The 13165-nt window shown below is 62.4% G+C and carries 16 protein-coding genes; 11 read left to right on the forward strand and 5 right to left on the reverse strand.

Annotated elements, in window-relative coordinates; genetic code table 11:
- Nucleotides 1–213: 213 nt before the first annotated feature.
- Both JL474_RS07410 and JL474_RS07415 read right to left on the reverse strand, forming a co-directional pair.
- Nucleotides 214–1389, reverse strand: coding sequence for a GNAT family N-acetyltransferase (locus JL474_RS07410; RefSeq protein WP_203141555.1), 1176 nt, complete (start codon nt 1387–1389; stop codon nt 214–216).
- A gap of 66 nt (nt 1390–1455) precedes the next feature.
- A complete protein-coding gene (locus tag JL474_RS07415; protein ID WP_203141556.1) occupies nt 1456–2013 on the reverse strand; it encodes a Spy/CpxP family protein refolding chaperone in 558 nt (185 codons plus the stop codon).
- Between the two features lie 210 nt (nt 2014–2223).
- Here JL474_RS07415 and JL474_RS07420 point away from each other — a divergent pair, with 210 nt between their 5' ends.
- Together JL474_RS07420 and JL474_RS07425 are read left to right on the forward strand one after the other, a co-directional pair.
- Nucleotides 2224–2910 (forward strand): response regulator transcription factor, encoded by a 687-nt coding sequence (locus JL474_RS07420; RefSeq protein WP_203141557.1) that lies wholly within the window; start codon nt 2224–2226, stop codon nt 2908–2910.
- On the forward strand, nt 2907–4253 hold the full coding sequence (locus JL474_RS07425; protein WP_203141558.1) for a sensor histidine kinase: 1347 nt from the start codon (nt 2907–2909) through the stop codon (nt 4251–4253). The genes JL474_RS07420 and JL474_RS07425 overlap by 4 nt, the downstream gene beginning before the upstream one ends.
- Here JL474_RS07425 and JL474_RS07430 read toward each other — a convergent pair.
- A complete protein-coding gene (locus tag JL474_RS07430) occupies nt 4209–4421 on the reverse strand; it encodes a hypothetical protein (protein WP_203141559.1) in 213 nt (70 codons plus the stop codon). The genes JL474_RS07425 and JL474_RS07430 overlap by 45 nt on opposite strands.
- 85 nt (nt 4422–4506) lie before the next feature.
- Between JL474_RS07430 and JL474_RS07435 the strand changes: the two genes are divergently transcribed.
- The 9 genes from JL474_RS07435 (at nt 4507) to JL474_RS07475 (ending at nt 10744) form a co-directional block, all read left to right on the forward strand.
- A complete protein-coding gene (locus JL474_RS07435) occupies nt 4507–5127 on the forward strand; it encodes a YigZ family protein (RefSeq protein ID WP_203141560.1) in 621 nt (206 codons plus the stop codon).
- Nucleotides 5128–5219: 92 nt separating this feature from the next.
- Nucleotides 5220–5741, forward strand: coding sequence for a DUF4136 domain-containing protein (locus tag JL474_RS07440; protein ID WP_203141561.1), 522 nt, complete (start codon nt 5220–5222; stop codon nt 5739–5741).
- 13 nt (nt 5742–5754) lie between these two features.
- On the forward strand, nt 5755–6105 hold the full coding sequence (locus tag JL474_RS07445; protein WP_203141562.1) for a putative signal transducing protein: 351 nt from the start codon (nt 5755–5757) through the stop codon (nt 6103–6105).
- Nucleotides 6106–6149: 44 nt separating this feature from the next.
- Nucleotides 6150–6509: a translation initiation factor Sui1 gene (locus tag JL474_RS07450; RefSeq protein WP_328797805.1), complete on the forward strand. Its 360-nt coding sequence runs from the start codon at nt 6150–6152 to the stop codon at nt 6507–6509.
- 26 nt (nt 6510–6535) lie between these two features.
- Nucleotides 6536–7294, forward strand: coding sequence for a glutathione S-transferase family protein (locus JL474_RS07455; RefSeq protein ID WP_203141564.1), 759 nt, complete (start codon nt 6536–6538; stop codon nt 7292–7294).
- 77 nt (nt 7295–7371) lie between these two features.
- The gene (locus JL474_RS07460; protein WP_203141565.1) at nt 7372–8625 is read left to right on the forward strand and encodes a D-amino acid dehydrogenase; all 1254 of its coding nucleotides are present in this window, start codon (nt 7372–7374) and stop codon (nt 8623–8625) included.
- A gap of 91 nt (nt 8626–8716) precedes the next feature.
- Nucleotides 8717–9583 carry a DMT family transporter gene (locus JL474_RS07465; RefSeq protein ID WP_203141566.1) on the forward strand — a complete coding sequence of 289 codons (867 nt, stop codon included), beginning with the start codon at nt 8717–8719 and terminating at the stop codon, nt 9581–9583.
- Between the two features lie 101 nt (nt 9584–9684).
- Nucleotides 9685–10350: a glutathione S-transferase gene (locus JL474_RS07470; protein WP_123632762.1), complete on the forward strand. Its 666-nt coding sequence runs from the start codon at nt 9685–9687 to the stop codon at nt 10348–10350.
- The gene (locus tag JL474_RS07475; RefSeq protein ID WP_203141567.1) at nt 10337–10744 is read left to right on the forward strand and encodes a hypothetical protein; all 408 of its coding nucleotides are present in this window, start codon (nt 10337–10339) and stop codon (nt 10742–10744) included. The genes JL474_RS07470 and JL474_RS07475 overlap by 14 nt, the downstream gene beginning before the upstream one ends.
- Before the next feature lie 46 nt (nt 10745–10790).
- Here the strand turns inward: JL474_RS07475 and JL474_RS07480 are convergent, their stop codons facing one another.
- Nucleotides 10791–11309, reverse strand: a complete 519-nt coding sequence (locus JL474_RS07480) for a DUF2780 domain-containing protein (protein WP_203141568.1) — start codon at nt 11307–11309, stop codon at nt 10791–10793.
- 189 nt (nt 11310–11498) lie between these two features.
- Nucleotides 11499–13145, reverse strand: coding sequence for a fatty acid--CoA ligase (locus JL474_RS07485; RefSeq protein WP_203141569.1), 1647 nt, complete (start codon nt 13143–13145; stop codon nt 11499–11501).
- Between the last annotated feature and the right edge of the window lie 20 nt (nt 13146–13165).

The raw sequence follows: 13165 nt of genomic DNA on the forward strand, positions 1-13165 counted from the left end.
AGTCGAGCGTTCACTGAATGATCAGCGCGTCCGGGCCATACAACACCCTCACACCCTGACCATCAGGATAGCTCTTTTACGTCCACTCATCGGGTTTGGGTAAAACCGTCAGGTCGAGCGCAGAGTTGACCTTAACGTAAACTGCGAGATTTGCACAGACTTTGATCGTGACAAAATTCAGGGTGCTTCTGATGGGCGCTCCAGGGGGGCGGACTAACCTTCCTGCCGGTAAGGCAGCGCTTCCAGCGCCGCATCCCGATACCGTTCGATGTCCTCAGCTTCCTCGGCACAAAAATCCGCAATCGCGTCGGCAAAGCCGGGGTGGGCGACCCAGTGCCAGGAATGGGTCAGCTGCGGTTCGAAGCCGCGAACCAGTTTGTGCTCGCCCTGGGCGCCGGCATCGAAACAGCGCAGGCCGCGATCGATGGCCAGTTCGATACCCTGGTAGTAGCAGGTCTCGAAGTGCAGGTGCTGGTATTCCTCCAGGCAGCCCCAGTAACGACCATAGAGTGTGTCTTCTCCGATCAGGAACAGGGCGCCGGCAATCATTTCGCCGTCTTTCACCGCCATGATCACGTGCATCTGCCCGGGCTGCTGTTCGCGCAGCATCCGGAAGAAATCGCGGTTGAGGTAGGGCCGCTGCCCACGCTTGAGGTACGTGGCCTGATAAAACACAAAGAAGGCATCCAGCACATGATCGGGCAGGTCGCTGCCGGGGAACTGTGCGAACTCAATGCCTTGTTCCGACACCTGCCGGCGTTCCTTGCGGATGGACTTGCGCTTGCGGGACGTCAGCTGGCCGAGGAAATCGTCGAAGTCGGCGTAGTCGCGATTGAACCAGTGGAACTGGCAGCCCTGGCGATGAAGGCGGTCCGGCGCATCCAGCAGGGCCTGGTCACTGGCATTGGGAAACAGCAGGTGCCAGGAATGGCAGCCCAGTTCAGCAGCGGCCTGATCCAGCAGTTTGTGCAGAGCATCGGGTGTCAGACTCTCGCGCAGTTCGGCATCGAACAACAGACGGCGACCCTGGGATGGGGTGAACGGCACCGCCATCAGAAGCTTCGGATAGTAATCCAGGCCGTAGCGGGCATAGGCATCGGCCCAGCCCCAGTCAAACACGTACTCGCCCATGGAATGGGATTTCCGGAAGGCCGGAATGATGCCGGCCAGCCGGTCGCCCTGGAAGAACATCAGGTGGGCCGGTGCCCAACCGGTGTCAGCCGTCGTGCAGCCGCTGTGTTCCAGGGCGGCAAAGAACGCATGGCGCAGGAAGGGGTTGCCTGTGCCGCTCAGTCGGTCCCAGTCTTCTGCCTGGATGTCATCGATGGAACCGGCTGACTCCAGGCGAAAGACAGGAACGTCACTGACAGAGGTTGAAGAGTCGGTCATGCGTGGTCAGGGAGCTCATTTTAGTGAGAAACGCTCCCCAACCATACGCTATTTCCTGACGTCCGATCACGCTCCGTCGCGATCATCTGGACCGTGGGGGCCTTTCGGACCCGGGCCGTGATGCTCCGGGCCGCCGAAGAGCTCGCGTTCTTCCTGCATGTTGGCCCAGGCCTGGCGTTGTTCATCGTTCAGGACTTTGTAAATGGCCTGATATTGCTCGGCGCGGGCTTCGACACGCTGACGGGCAGCGTCAGCGGCCTGTTTGGCGGCGGCTTCCACGCGATCCTTGTACTCATCGCTGGTGGGATCACCGCTGTTCAGTATCGGGCGATCCTGGTCACGCATGGCTTCGAACTGCGCCTTGCGCTCCTCCCTGGACTTCTTGAAGATGTCGAGGACCTGGCCGCGCTGTGCCTCGGTGAGCTTCAGGCGCTCGGCCATCTCGTCGAAGCGGTGCTTCATCATCTCACCGCGGTCGCCGCGATGGTCCCGGTCGCCATGGTGCTGTGGAGGCATGTCGCCGGGGCCGCAGTCCCGGTGTTCACCGGACCAGGCCAGCGGACTGGCGACGAGGGCGGCGGCGAGGGCGGCCGGAACGAGCAAACGATGTTTTATGGCTCTCATGGATGTGCTCCTTGATTGCTGGGTGGGCAAGCGGGTGCTGCCCGGTGACCTATTCCATGCTACGCCGCACTGTGTCAGTTTCTGTCAGGCCCGTGTAAAGGTTGGGTAAAGCTGCCGGGGCGCTCTGCCTGCGTGCTAGACTGCGTGGCGAGTATGGTCCGGGACGACCGGCCACGCTGGATTTCCGCTTCCTGAGGAGATGGTTGGGCGATGCAGAACCGGATTCTGCTGGTTGAAGACGACGAAGAGTTGCGCACCCTGCTGTCGCGCTACCTGAGTGGACAGGGCTTTACCGTTCGCGAAGCGGCCAACGGCAACGACGGCCTGGCACTGGCCCAGGAGGAGATGGCCGATCTGGTGGTTCTCGATATTATGCTGCCGGACATCAATGGTCTCGACGTGCTGCGCAAACTGCGGGCCCGCACCCGACTGCCGGTGATCCTCCTCACCGCCCGCGGCGAAGAAACCGATCGCATCGTGGGTTTCGAGGTCGGCGCCGACGATTACATCCCCAAACCTTGCAACCCCCGGGAGCTGGTGGCCCGTATCCAGGCGACACTGCGCCGCGTGGCCTGGGATCAAGAGGGCCAGCTGGACCAGAGACGCCGTATTGGCGATCTGCGCATCGAACCGGACCAGCGCCGGGTGTACCAGAACGACAAGCCGGTGGAACTCACCGCCACCGAATACGAGATCCTCCAGGTCCTACTCAGCCGCGCCGGCTCGGTGGTGCGCAAGACCGACCTGATGCAGTGGGCGCTGGGCCGTCGCCTGACGCCCCACGACCGCACCCTCGACATGCACGTCAGTAACCTGCGCCGCAAACTCGATCCCGAGGGCGAAACCCGCATCGAGACCATTCGCGGGCTCGGTTACAGCTATCGGAGCCCGCAATGAAGTGGCGTTTCTACTGGCCGCTGTCCTGGCGGATCTTTTTCCTGGTGTGGTTCGCCATGGCCATGGCGGTGGTGTTGAGCAATGTGGCGATTCAGGAGCTGGCTCGCCAGGAACGCCTGCAGTTGGAGCAGCGTGCGGACCTAGTGAAGTTGGCCGAGCGAGCCGTCATGATCCGGGAGTCGGGCCATCCCCGCGAAGCTTTCCGACTGTTGCGCGAACAGGGCGAACGTCATCATCTGAGGTTATTGCTGGTGGAAGGCGATAACCTGCGCCGGGAGCCGGATCGGGTCCGAGACCGAGACCGGGAAATGCCACCGCCGCACCGACACGGTGATTTCCTCGACCGTCAGCCTTTCCAGCCCGCCGTGATTGAGGCGCCCGATGGCTATCGCCTGATCGTCTGGCCCCAGGCCGGCGGCGATGGCTGGCTGGATCCACGCCTGTTCCGCTCGTTCGAGTTGGCTCTGACGTTCCTGCTGATTACCCTGGCCTGCTGGTGGATTGCCCGCCGGATCAGTCGACCGCTGCGGGATGTGGAGGAGACGGCGCGGTCGATTGCCGCCGGTGACGGCTCGCTTAGGGTCGGGGATAAAATCGCGAATCGCCGGGACGAGATCGGCGCGCTGGCCCGGGCCTTTAACGCCATGACGGACCGGCTCTGCACGCTGCTCGATCGTCAGCAGCAACTCCTGCGGGATATCTCCCACGACTTGCGCACGCCTCTGGCACGTCAGAGGGTGGCCATCGAGCTGGCGCGGGACAACAGCGTAGGCGACCCGGAGATCCTCGACTCCATTCAGCGCCAGAATGAGCGCCTGGAAGCGATGACCGCCCAGATCCTGACGCTGCATCGGGTAGGGCAGCAGGGGCAGTCCATGGCCCAGGAGCCGGTCAACATGACCCGGGTGCTCAACGAGGTGTTGCAGGGCGCCACGGATTACGCCGAACAGCAGCGTGTCGACTGTCACCTGGAAATTGCCGACGAGGCCCGCAATGCCACCGTGTTGGGGGATGAGGCCCTGATTCACCGGGCGCTGGATAACGTGCTGCAGAATGCGCTGGATCACACGCCACCGGATCGCGCCGTGAACATTCACCTGATGCTGACGGATCGCTGGCTGACCTGCGAGATCGCCGACCAGGGCCCCGGCGTTTCGGAAAAGGACCTGCCCAATCTCTTCGAACCCTTCTTCCGCTCCGACCAGGCCCGCGGCGGTCAGGGCTGGGGTCTGGGGCTGGCGATCAGCCACGACATCATGCAGGCCCACGATGGCCGGATTTCAGCCAGCAATGGCCTGTCAGGTGGTTTGGTCGTCCGGCTCGACTGGCCGGTCTTCACCTGAGTCGTCGGCCGAGGGACGCAGGCGCTCAACGCCTTCGAAAGCGATCCCCTCGGCCAGCTCCTCCTCATCGAAACGAATGCCGCAACCGGCCTTGACGGTCCGCGCCGCCGGCGCCGTGCCGGGCGCGGTACTGTCAAGATCGTCACTTTTTTCATCGTTTTGGCGCATGTCGATTCCCCGGTCACACTGTTACTATCCGGTGATACGGTCTGTTCCGGTTGAACGGACCTGCTGAACAAACACAACAGGTCGCATGTCCAAAGATTATCCCATTCCCGCCGAATCGATCGAGCGGGAAATCGACATCAAGAAAAGCCGCTTCATCGCCCGGGTGGCGCCGGTCAACAGCCGGGAAGAGGCCATGGCGTTCCTGGAACGGGCTCGGGCGGATTTTCCCGATGCCCGCCACCATTGCTGGGCCTACCAGATCGGTCGACCCGGTGCCGCGACGCAGGCGGCCATGAACGACGACGGCGAACCTTCGGGCACGGCCGGCAAGCCCATCCTGAATGTGATCCAACACAAGGATATGGGCGATATCATGGTGGTGGTGATCCGCTATTTCGGCGGCATCAAACTGGGAGCCGGCGGTCTGGTCCGGGCCTATGCCGGCGCGACCGAGGCGGTACTGTCGGAGGTGACGCGGCGCACCCAGGTTCCGGTGCGCCGGCTGGCGATCACACTGGGTTTTGCATTGGAACAGCCGGTCCGACACTGGTGCGAGCAGCATGAGGCGCACGTCGAGGACGTAGGCTATGGTGAAGGTGTATCCATGCAGGTTGCGGTCCCGGAGGCTTCTGTTCAGGCGTTTGTCGCCTTCTGTCGGGCCGAGGGGGTGACGCTGCCGGTGACCGAAGAAGATGACTCCGAATAGCGAAGAGTCACGTATGCGCTTGGTCACGTATGCGCTTGAGAGTGACGTGCTGAGAGGGACTGCGTTTCCAGACTGATACGACGGAGGAAACTATGCGCTACCTGGTCTTGGTGATGTGTCTGGGCTTGCTGTCGGGCTGTGCCAGCATCGTGTCGACCGACTACGATGCCGGGGCCACGTTCAGCCAGTACCAGACCTGGGCGTTCGCCCCGGATAAAGGGCAAGGCAACTACCTGAGCCTGGACGGTGCCCGGGTGGAAACCGCGCTGGAGCGCGAACTGCAGGGCGAATCCCTGAAGAAGGCGGACCCGGCCACGGCCGACCTGCTGGTCACGTACCGCGTGGAAGAAGCCGATAAACTGGAAAGCAGCGGCTTCACCTACGGCCTGGGCTTCGGTCGCAGCAACTGGGGCTGGGGTGTGGCCACCGCGCCGGATGTGCGCCAGGTAAAGCAGGGCAAGCTGGTGGTGGAACTGGTGGATCGCTCCACCCAGAAAGTGGTGTGGCGAGGCGTCAGCCGCCGTTACCTGGACGAGCGCCAGTCACCGGAAGACCGGGTCGAACTGATCGACGAGGTGGTGACGGCCATGTTTGAACGCTACCCGCCGGCCTGACCGGCAGGTGACCATGAGCTGGGTCACAGTCGCCCGTTATTCGCTGCCTTTCGAGGCCCATATGGCGCGGGCGCGCCTGGACTCCGAGGGCATCGAGTCGATGGTGGTGGACGAGCACACCATCGGCATGCAGTGGCTATTCTCCGACGCCATGGGCGGTGTTCGCCTGCAGGTGGACGAGGCGCTGGAGGACCGGGCTCGGGCCATTCTGGACGAAGACCGTTCCGACCTGGTTGACGAGTCCATTGCCCCAGGCCAGGCCTCGCGGGATTGCGGGGACATTCCACCCCTGTCGAGACTGGCCGACACCCGTCGCCGCAAAGGCTTTTTTCTGGCGTTCCTGTTCTGGTTTATCGGCTCGTGAGGTAGGGTTTGCCCGGTCATACTCTATTTGCTGTTGGAGATCGTATTTTGAAGAAGAACGCATCAGGGGGTCTGGTCTTTTCAACGGATCAGGGCCGAATGTGCCCGGATTGCCGGCAGCCCCTGTCGGACTGTACCTGCGGAGAACCCCAGGCACCGGCCGGTGACGGTGTGGTTCGTGTCAGTCGCGAGACCAAGGGCCGCAAGGGCAAGGGCGTGACGCTGATCACCGGTATCCCGCTGGCGGGCAAGGCACTGAAAGATTACGCCAAGGTTCTCAAGGCGCGCTGCGGCACCGGCGGAACGGTCAAGGACGGCGTGGTGGAAATCCAGGGGGATCATCGCGACCTGCTGGTGCCCCTGTTGAAGGAAAAAGGCTGGACCGTCAAAAAGGCTGGCGGCTGAGTTCGCCCAACAGGAACGGAACGCTTATGGCCAAACCCGTGCTTTATCAGTTCCCGGTCTCCCACTATTGCGAGAAAGTCCGCTGGGCCCTGGATCACAAGAAAGTGGACTACGAGGCGCGCAACCTGCTGCCGCTGTTCCACATGCCCGTCATCTTCCGTCGCACCCGTCAGAACAAGGTGCCGGTGCTCAAGCTGGATGGACGCTACATCGCCGATTCAGCCACCATCATCCAGACGTTGGAGGAGCGTTTCCCCTCCGCACCGGCCCTGTTTCCGAAAGACGAGGCCGAACGGGAAGAGGCGCTGGAATGGGCGGCGTTTGCCGATCGTGAGATTGGCCCGCACATGCGCCGGACCGCCTATTATTTCCTGCTCGATCATCCGCACCTGATGTTCGAGATCCTGACAGAAGGGCAGAATACGGTGGGCCGCATGGCCTTTCGCACCAGTCAGCGGATGGTGATTCGTGCGATGAAAGAAGGCATGGGGATCACCGAGCGCGGCTACACGCGCAGTCGGGACCGCCTGATAGCGGCGCTGGATCGTCTGGACAATGCCCTGGCGGACCGGACGTATCTGGTGGGCGAGCGCTTCAGCGTGGCGGACCTGACGGTGGCGGCGTTGCTCTCGCCCCTGGCCTTGCCGCCGGAGGCACCGTTCCAGTTTCCCGGAGAGATCCCGCCGGAGTTGCAGCAGTTCCTGGACGAGTTTGCCGAGCGTCCCACCGTGGACTGGATCCGGCGGATGTACCGGGAGCACCGCGGACGACCGGCCAAAAGCTGACCCGACACTATCAATACGGTTATCCTGAGTGCCCCTGCCGGAAGCGGGGGCATTGTTGTTTGTTCAAGGAATCATTCATGCACATGATTGTTCTCGGCGCGGGTGTGGTCGGCACGACCACCGCCTGGTACCTGCGCCAGGCCGGGCACGATGTGACGGTCGTGGACCGTCAGCCCCGGGCCGGACTGGAAACCAGCTACGCCAACGGCGGCCAGATTTCCGTCTGTCATGCCGAACCCTGGGCCAACCCCGCCACACCGGCAAAAATCCTGCGCTGGTTGAATCGCCCGGATGCCCCCTTGCGGTTCAGGCCCCGTCTCGACCCGCACCAGTGGCGGTGGGCCCTGTCGTTCCTGCGTGAGTGTCTGCCGTACCGGACCGAGTACAACCTGCGCCAGATCGTCAATCTGGGCCTGTACAGCCGGGCTCAGTTGCAGACGTTGCGGGCCTCCCTGAACCTGGATTACGACCATCTCACCCGCGGCATCCTGCATCTCTACACCGATCAGGCCGAGTTGGAGCAGGCGCGGGAACCCGCCTGTCGAATGCGGGAGTTGGGTTGCCAGCGGGATGTGATCGACCTGGAGCGGATGCTGGAACTGGAACCGGCCCTGGCGTCGGCGCGTGTCCAACTGGTGGGAGCCACCTACACGGCGGACGACGAATCCGGTGACGCCCATCGCTTTACCCGGGCCTTGGCGGAGCGGGCCGAGGCGGCCGGCGTGCGCTTCCTGTACAGCACGGACATTGTCGGGATCGATGCGGAACACGGCGATATCCAGGGTGTGCGCGTTATCCAGGACGGCCACCACGACCGGCTGGCGGCAGACGGTTACGTGCTGAGTCTGGGCAGCTTCAGCGCCTGGCTGGGGCGGTCTATCGGCCTACGGCTTCCGATCTATCCTGCCAAGGGGTACTCGATCACCGTGCCGGTCCGCTCCCGTGAGGCGGCTTACTCGGTGAGCCTGATCGACGATGAATACAAGCTGGTTTACTCACGCCTGGGGGACCGACTGCGGATCGCCGGGACGGCGGAGTTGAACGGGTATGAACGGCATCTCGATACGATGCGCTGTCAGGCCATCGTGAAACGGGCGGCGTCGTTGATGCCGGACGCCGGCTATTGGGACAAGGCGGAATTCTGGAGCGGACTGCGACCGCTGACACCGTCCAACGTCCCGTATATTGGCCGCACGCGCTACCGTAATCTCTACCTGAACACCGGACATGGCTCCCTGGGATGGACCCATGCCTGTGGCTCGGCCTCGGCATTGGCGGATATCGTCGGCGGGCGCAAACCGGAAGTGGATTTTGCCTTTGCCGCCGGATAGGGCTCTAAAGTTCAATACCAAAAGCGGCCCGGGCTGATAGCGTCACAGGGTGTTTCGGACTAAAAATAAAAAACAACCAAAAGGAGAGGGTATGGCGTCCCCGGGTTCATTGCGAATTGTCGTGCTGACGGTCCTGGCCATGCTGGCGTTCGCCGCCAACTCGGTACTCGGCCGCCTGGCGCTGGATTCCGGAACCATTGATGCCGCCTCCTTCACCTTCATCCGATTGCTGTCCGGTACCTTGATGCTGGCCCTGCTGGTGCGTCTGCGCAAAGCATCCGGCAACGACAACAGCCGCGGCAGCTGGCTGTCCGGCGCCATGCTCTTCCTCTATGCCATCTGCTTTTCCTACGCCTACCTGTCGCTGAATACCGGGATTGGTGCGTTGATCCTGTTCGGCATGGTACAGCTCACCATGATCGGCTGGGGGCTGGTGCGTGGGGAGCGCCCATCGATGATGCAATGGACCGGCTCGGTGACGGCCGTCGCCGGACTGGTCTATCTGCTGTCGCCCGGCGTCACCGCGCCGTCGCTGGTCGGGGCCCTGCTGATGGCGCTGGCCGGCGTGGGGTGGGGCGTGTATTCGCTGCGCGGCCGCGGGGTGAGTCAGCCCCTGCGGGTGTCCGCCGACAATTTCCTGCGCGCGGCGCCCATGGCGCTGGTCGCCCTGTTGTTTGCCATGCCGGCCTGGGAGGTGGATCTGCACGGCGCCGTGCTGGCGATCCTGTCCGGAGCCGGCGCTTCCGCCATTGGCTACGCCATCTGGTATACCGTGCTGCCCTCGTTGAGCGCTACCCTGGCCGCCAGTGTCCAGCTTTCGGTACCGGTGATCGCTGCGGCGTTCGGGGTCATCCTGATGGCCGAGCCGGTCACGCTGCGTCTGGTCGTATCCATGGTGGTGATCCTCGGTGGCATCGGTCTGGTGATCCTGTCGAAACGTCCGTCGACGCCCCGGTGATCCACAACCGGTCACGGATCGAATAACGGACGGTCGAAACGCGGCTCCAGATTCCGTAAATTGTCTCAGCGAGTTGCTTACTTACCCTGCAGGGAGGCTGAATGCTCACCGTCCACCACCTGAACAACTCCCGTTCCCAACGGGTTCTCTGGATGCTCGAGGAAATCGGGCAGCCCTACGAGATCAAGCGTTACCAACGCGATCCCAAGACCATGCTGGCTCCGGCCAGCCTCAAGGAGGTCCACCCGCTGGGCAAGTCACCGGTGATTACCGACGGTGACCTGACCATTGCTGAATCCGGCGCCATTATCGATTACCTGGCCCATCGCTATGATACGTCGCTATTGCCGGAGCCGGGCACGCAACAATGGATCGACTACACCTACTGGCTGCATTACGCCGAAGGTTCGCTGATGCCGCCGCTGCTGTTGCGGCTGGTGTTCGAGAAAGTGAAGACCAATCCCATGCCGTTCTTCGTGCGACCGGTGGCCAAGGGCATTGCAGACAAGACCAACGAGATCTTCATCTCGCCGCAGATTCGCAACCACATGGACTTCGTCGAGAACCATCTTTCCAGGAACGAGTGGTTCCTCGGTGATACGCTGAGTGCAGCCGATATCCAGATGAGCTTCCCGCTGGAAGCGTCCCTGGCGCGCGGTATTGTCGGTCGCAACCGGCCGGCGATCCGCAACTACGTAAAACGGTTCCAGGCCCGGCCGGCCTACCAGCGGGCCCTGGAGAAAGGAGGCACTTATGATTTTGCGTAAATCCGGTGTACGAACTGCGGCGCTGATATCGTCCGTCCTGCTGCTCGGGGGTTGCGCCGCCATGCAGCCGGACCTGACCGACAAACAGCGCGCCAAACTGCAGGGCAGCCTGCAGAGTCAGTTTGGGGCATACCAGGACTGCATGGTGGCCCAGGCCGATCCCTATGTGACGGTGACATCGGCGCCGCCTTCGGATATTGCCGAGGCGGCCCAGGGGGCTTGTGATGGCGCCTATCAGGCTTATGAAAAGGCGGTCGTCCGTTACTTTACATCGGTCGTGTCCGGATCCGGGCAGGATGCGGCTCGTCAGCGGGCGCATGAGCATGCCGCCGAAGCCGGCTTGCAGACCCGGCGCCAGATCATCAAGCGGGTTCTGGATCAGCGTCCCGAGTAGTGGGGCGTTGTCTGTTGACAGGGGCCGCCAACGGCAGCCCCGGTCGTCAGGCCGATGACGACGGCATCCACAGGGAGCTGAGGTTGCCCAGCATCTCTGTGCCTACGCCCTGACCTTTGAGGAAATCGAGCACCAACGGTGCAAACTGGTCAATGGCGCTGGATTGCAGCCCCAGCGCGCTGAAGGCCTTCTCCACGCCGTCCATCGACGAGATGTTCGACAAGGCGGAACTCAGCAGATTGTTGGACTGATCTCCGGAACCGCCCAGCAGGCTACCCAGGCCCGATACCCTGTCATTGATATTGTCGAACGAGGATGCGCCGAGCTGGCTCTTGGCCAGTTGCAGCAGGGCGCCCGCACCGCCGGCTGCCTGGGTCTCTGTAACGCCCAGTTGATCCTGGATGTTGTTGACCAGCGTACTGGCCTCACCGGTGACTTTGACCGCCTCTTCGGGCATCAGCCCGCCAGCCGACTCCAGTTTGTTACCCAGGTCCAGAGCACCGACGGATGGCGCCAGCAGGTAAAGGCTCGAGACAATCAGAAAGCGTTTGAGAATGGTGTTCATGGTGGCTCCGGCATGTCCATTGTGGGAGAGGAGGGGAAGACGCGGGACACACTGCAGGCTCCGTCTTCGCAACGCATAGTCAGTCTTATATATAAGGACTGTGTCGCTGGAATGAAAGTTCCTGCGGGTTACGGAAACGCAAGAATAGGACGGAGTTGCCGACACCCGCAGCGGGGTGCCGGCGGCGGGTCAGGCCAGCTCGTCGCGGATCAGTTTCTTGTTGATCTTGCCAACGCTGGTCTTGGGGATGTCGTCCACAAAATCGATCTGCCGCGGGATTGCCCACTTGTTGATCTCGCCGCTGTCGACGAACTGCTGCAGGTGCTGCTGGATGTCTTCCAGGCTTGCCTGCTGGCCCGGGATCAGCACGATCAGTGCGTGTGGGCGCTCGCCCCACTTGTCGTCCGGCACGCCGACCACGGCCGCAGCCGCGACAGCCGGATGTTGGCTGATCAGGTTTTCCAGGTCGAGTGACGACAGCCACTCGCCGCCGGTCTTGATCACGTCCTTGATGCGGTCACGGATCATCAGCGTGCCGTCCGGATCGATGGTGCCGACGTCCCCGGTATGGAGCCAGCCGCCGTCCCAAAGGGCCTCGCCTTTCTCCGGCTCCTTGAAGTAGCCCTGGGTCAGCCAGGGCGTGCGGGCCACGACTTCGCCTTTGGATACCCCGTCGTGAGGCTGCGGCTGCCCATTGGCATCGATGACTTCCAGATCCACCATCGGATTGGCGATGCCGGTTTTCACCCGTTTACTGATCTGCTCATCCAGCGGCAGCCTGGCGTCCTCCTCGGTGAGGTAGGTCGTGCTCAGTAGCGGACAGGTTTCCGACATGCCATAGCCGGTATACAGGTGGATGCCCAGTTTCGAACCGGCCCGGCACAGCCCCTCGGTCATGGCACTGCCGCCAATCAGCACATGCCAGTTGCTCAGGTCGGCGGTCTTGATGGACTCGGTGTCCAGCATCATCTGCAGGATGGTGGGCACGCAGTGGGAGAAGGTGACCTTGTGCTTCTTGAGCAGGTCCACCAGAAGTTCCGGCTCATAACGGCCCGGATACACCTGCTTCACGCCCATCATGGTGGCGGCGTAGGGCACGCCCCAGGCGTGCACGTGGAACATCGGCGTGACCGGCATGTAGACGCTGTTGGAGCGCAGCAGCGGCATCTGCTCGTTGAAGCCCAGAGTGCCGGTCTGGGTCAGGGTGTGCAGCACCAGCTGGCGATGGGTGAAGTAGACGCCCTTGGGGTTGCCGGTGGTGCCGGTGGTGTAGAAGGTTGTGGCGACGCTGTTCTCGTCGAAATCCGGGAAGTCGAAGTGGTCGTCGGCCTGCGCCAGCAGGGCTTCGTATTCCCCCTTCACGTTGTCGAGGGCCGTGCTTTTCGCTGAATCGTTGTCGGTGAGCTGGATATAGCCCTTCACGGTTTCCAGGTTGTCGCTGACCTGTTCCAGCAGCGGCACGAAATCGTCATGGACCAGCACCAGGTCGTCCTCGGCGTGGTTCATGGTGTAGACCACCTGGTCCGGCGACAGGCGGATGTTCACCGTGTGCAGGATGGCGCCGATCATCGGAATGGCGAAGAAGCACTCCAGGTACCGGGGCGTGTCCCAGTCGAGCACGGCGACGGTGTCACCTGCCTGGACGCCAGCGGCGGTCAGTGCGTTGGCCAGCTTGTGGATGCGGGTCACCAGGTCGCTGTAGGTGTATTCGCTGCGGTCTGCGTAGACAATCTTCTGGTCGGGGGCGTAGCGTGGTCCGGAAAGCAGTAACCGTTTGATCAAAAGCGGGTAGTTATAGGCATTGCTGACCGGTGGAATTATTTTTGTCTGCGCCATCGTGAAACAACCTCTTCATT

Origin of the sequence: Marinobacter mangrovi, from assembly GCF_016798325.1 — a bacterium.
GTDB lineage: Bacteria > Pseudomonadota > Gammaproteobacteria > Pseudomonadales > Oleiphilaceae > Marinobacter_A > Marinobacter_A mangrovi.

What these genes read in the sequence shown, in the direction of transcription:
- JL474_RS07445 (WP_203141562.1), top strand. Translation starts at nt 5,755, where the DNA reads ATGAGCTGGGTCACAGTCGCCCGTTATTCGCTGCCTTTCGAGGCCCAT.
- JL474_RS07415 (WP_203141556.1), bottom strand. Translation starts at nt 2,013, where the DNA reads ATGAGAGCCATAAAACATCGTTTGCTCGTTCCGGCCGCCCTCGCCGCC.
- JL474_RS07485 (WP_203141569.1), bottom strand. Translation starts at nt 13,145, where the DNA reads ATGGCGCAGACAAAAATAATTCCACCGGTCAGCAATGCCTATAACTAC.
- JL474_RS07470 (WP_123632762.1), top strand. Translation starts at nt 9,685, where the DNA reads ATGCTCACCGTCCACCACCTGAACAACTCCCGTTCCCAACGGGTTCTC.
- JL474_RS07410 (WP_203141555.1), bottom strand. Translation starts at nt 1,389, where the DNA reads ATGACCGACTCTTCAACCTCTGTCAGTGACGTTCCTGTCTTTCGCCTG.
- JL474_RS07455 (WP_203141564.1), top strand. Translation starts at nt 6,536, where the DNA reads ATGGCCAAACCCGTGCTTTATCAGTTCCCGGTCTCCCACTATTGCGAG.
- JL474_RS07460 (WP_203141565.1), top strand. Translation starts at nt 7,372, where the DNA reads ATGCACATGATTGTTCTCGGCGCGGGTGTGGTCGGCACGACCACCGCC.
- JL474_RS07425 (WP_203141558.1), top strand. Translation starts at nt 2,907, where the DNA reads ATGAAGTGGCGTTTCTACTGGCCGCTGTCCTGGCGGATCTTTTTCCTG.
- JL474_RS07440 (WP_203141561.1), top strand. Translation starts at nt 5,220, where the DNA reads ATGCGCTACCTGGTCTTGGTGATGTGTCTGGGCTTGCTGTCGGGCTGT.
- JL474_RS07475 (WP_203141567.1), top strand. Translation starts at nt 10,337, where the DNA reads ATGATTTTGCGTAAATCCGGTGTACGAACTGCGGCGCTGATATCGTCC.
- JL474_RS07430 (WP_203141559.1), bottom strand. Translation starts at nt 4,421, where the DNA reads ATGCGCCAAAACGATGAAAAAAGTGACGATCTTGACAGTACCGCGCCC.
- JL474_RS07420 (WP_203141557.1), top strand. Translation starts at nt 2,224, where the DNA reads ATGCAGAACCGGATTCTGCTGGTTGAAGACGACGAAGAGTTGCGCACC.
- JL474_RS07435 (WP_203141560.1), top strand. Translation starts at nt 4,507, where the DNA reads ATGTCCAAAGATTATCCCATTCCCGCCGAATCGATCGAGCGGGAAATC.
- JL474_RS07465 (WP_203141566.1), top strand. Translation starts at nt 8,717, where the DNA reads ATGGCGTCCCCGGGTTCATTGCGAATTGTCGTGCTGACGGTCCTGGCC.
- JL474_RS07480 (WP_203141568.1), bottom strand. Translation starts at nt 11,309, where the DNA reads ATGAACACCATTCTCAAACGCTTTCTGATTGTCTCGAGCCTTTACCTG.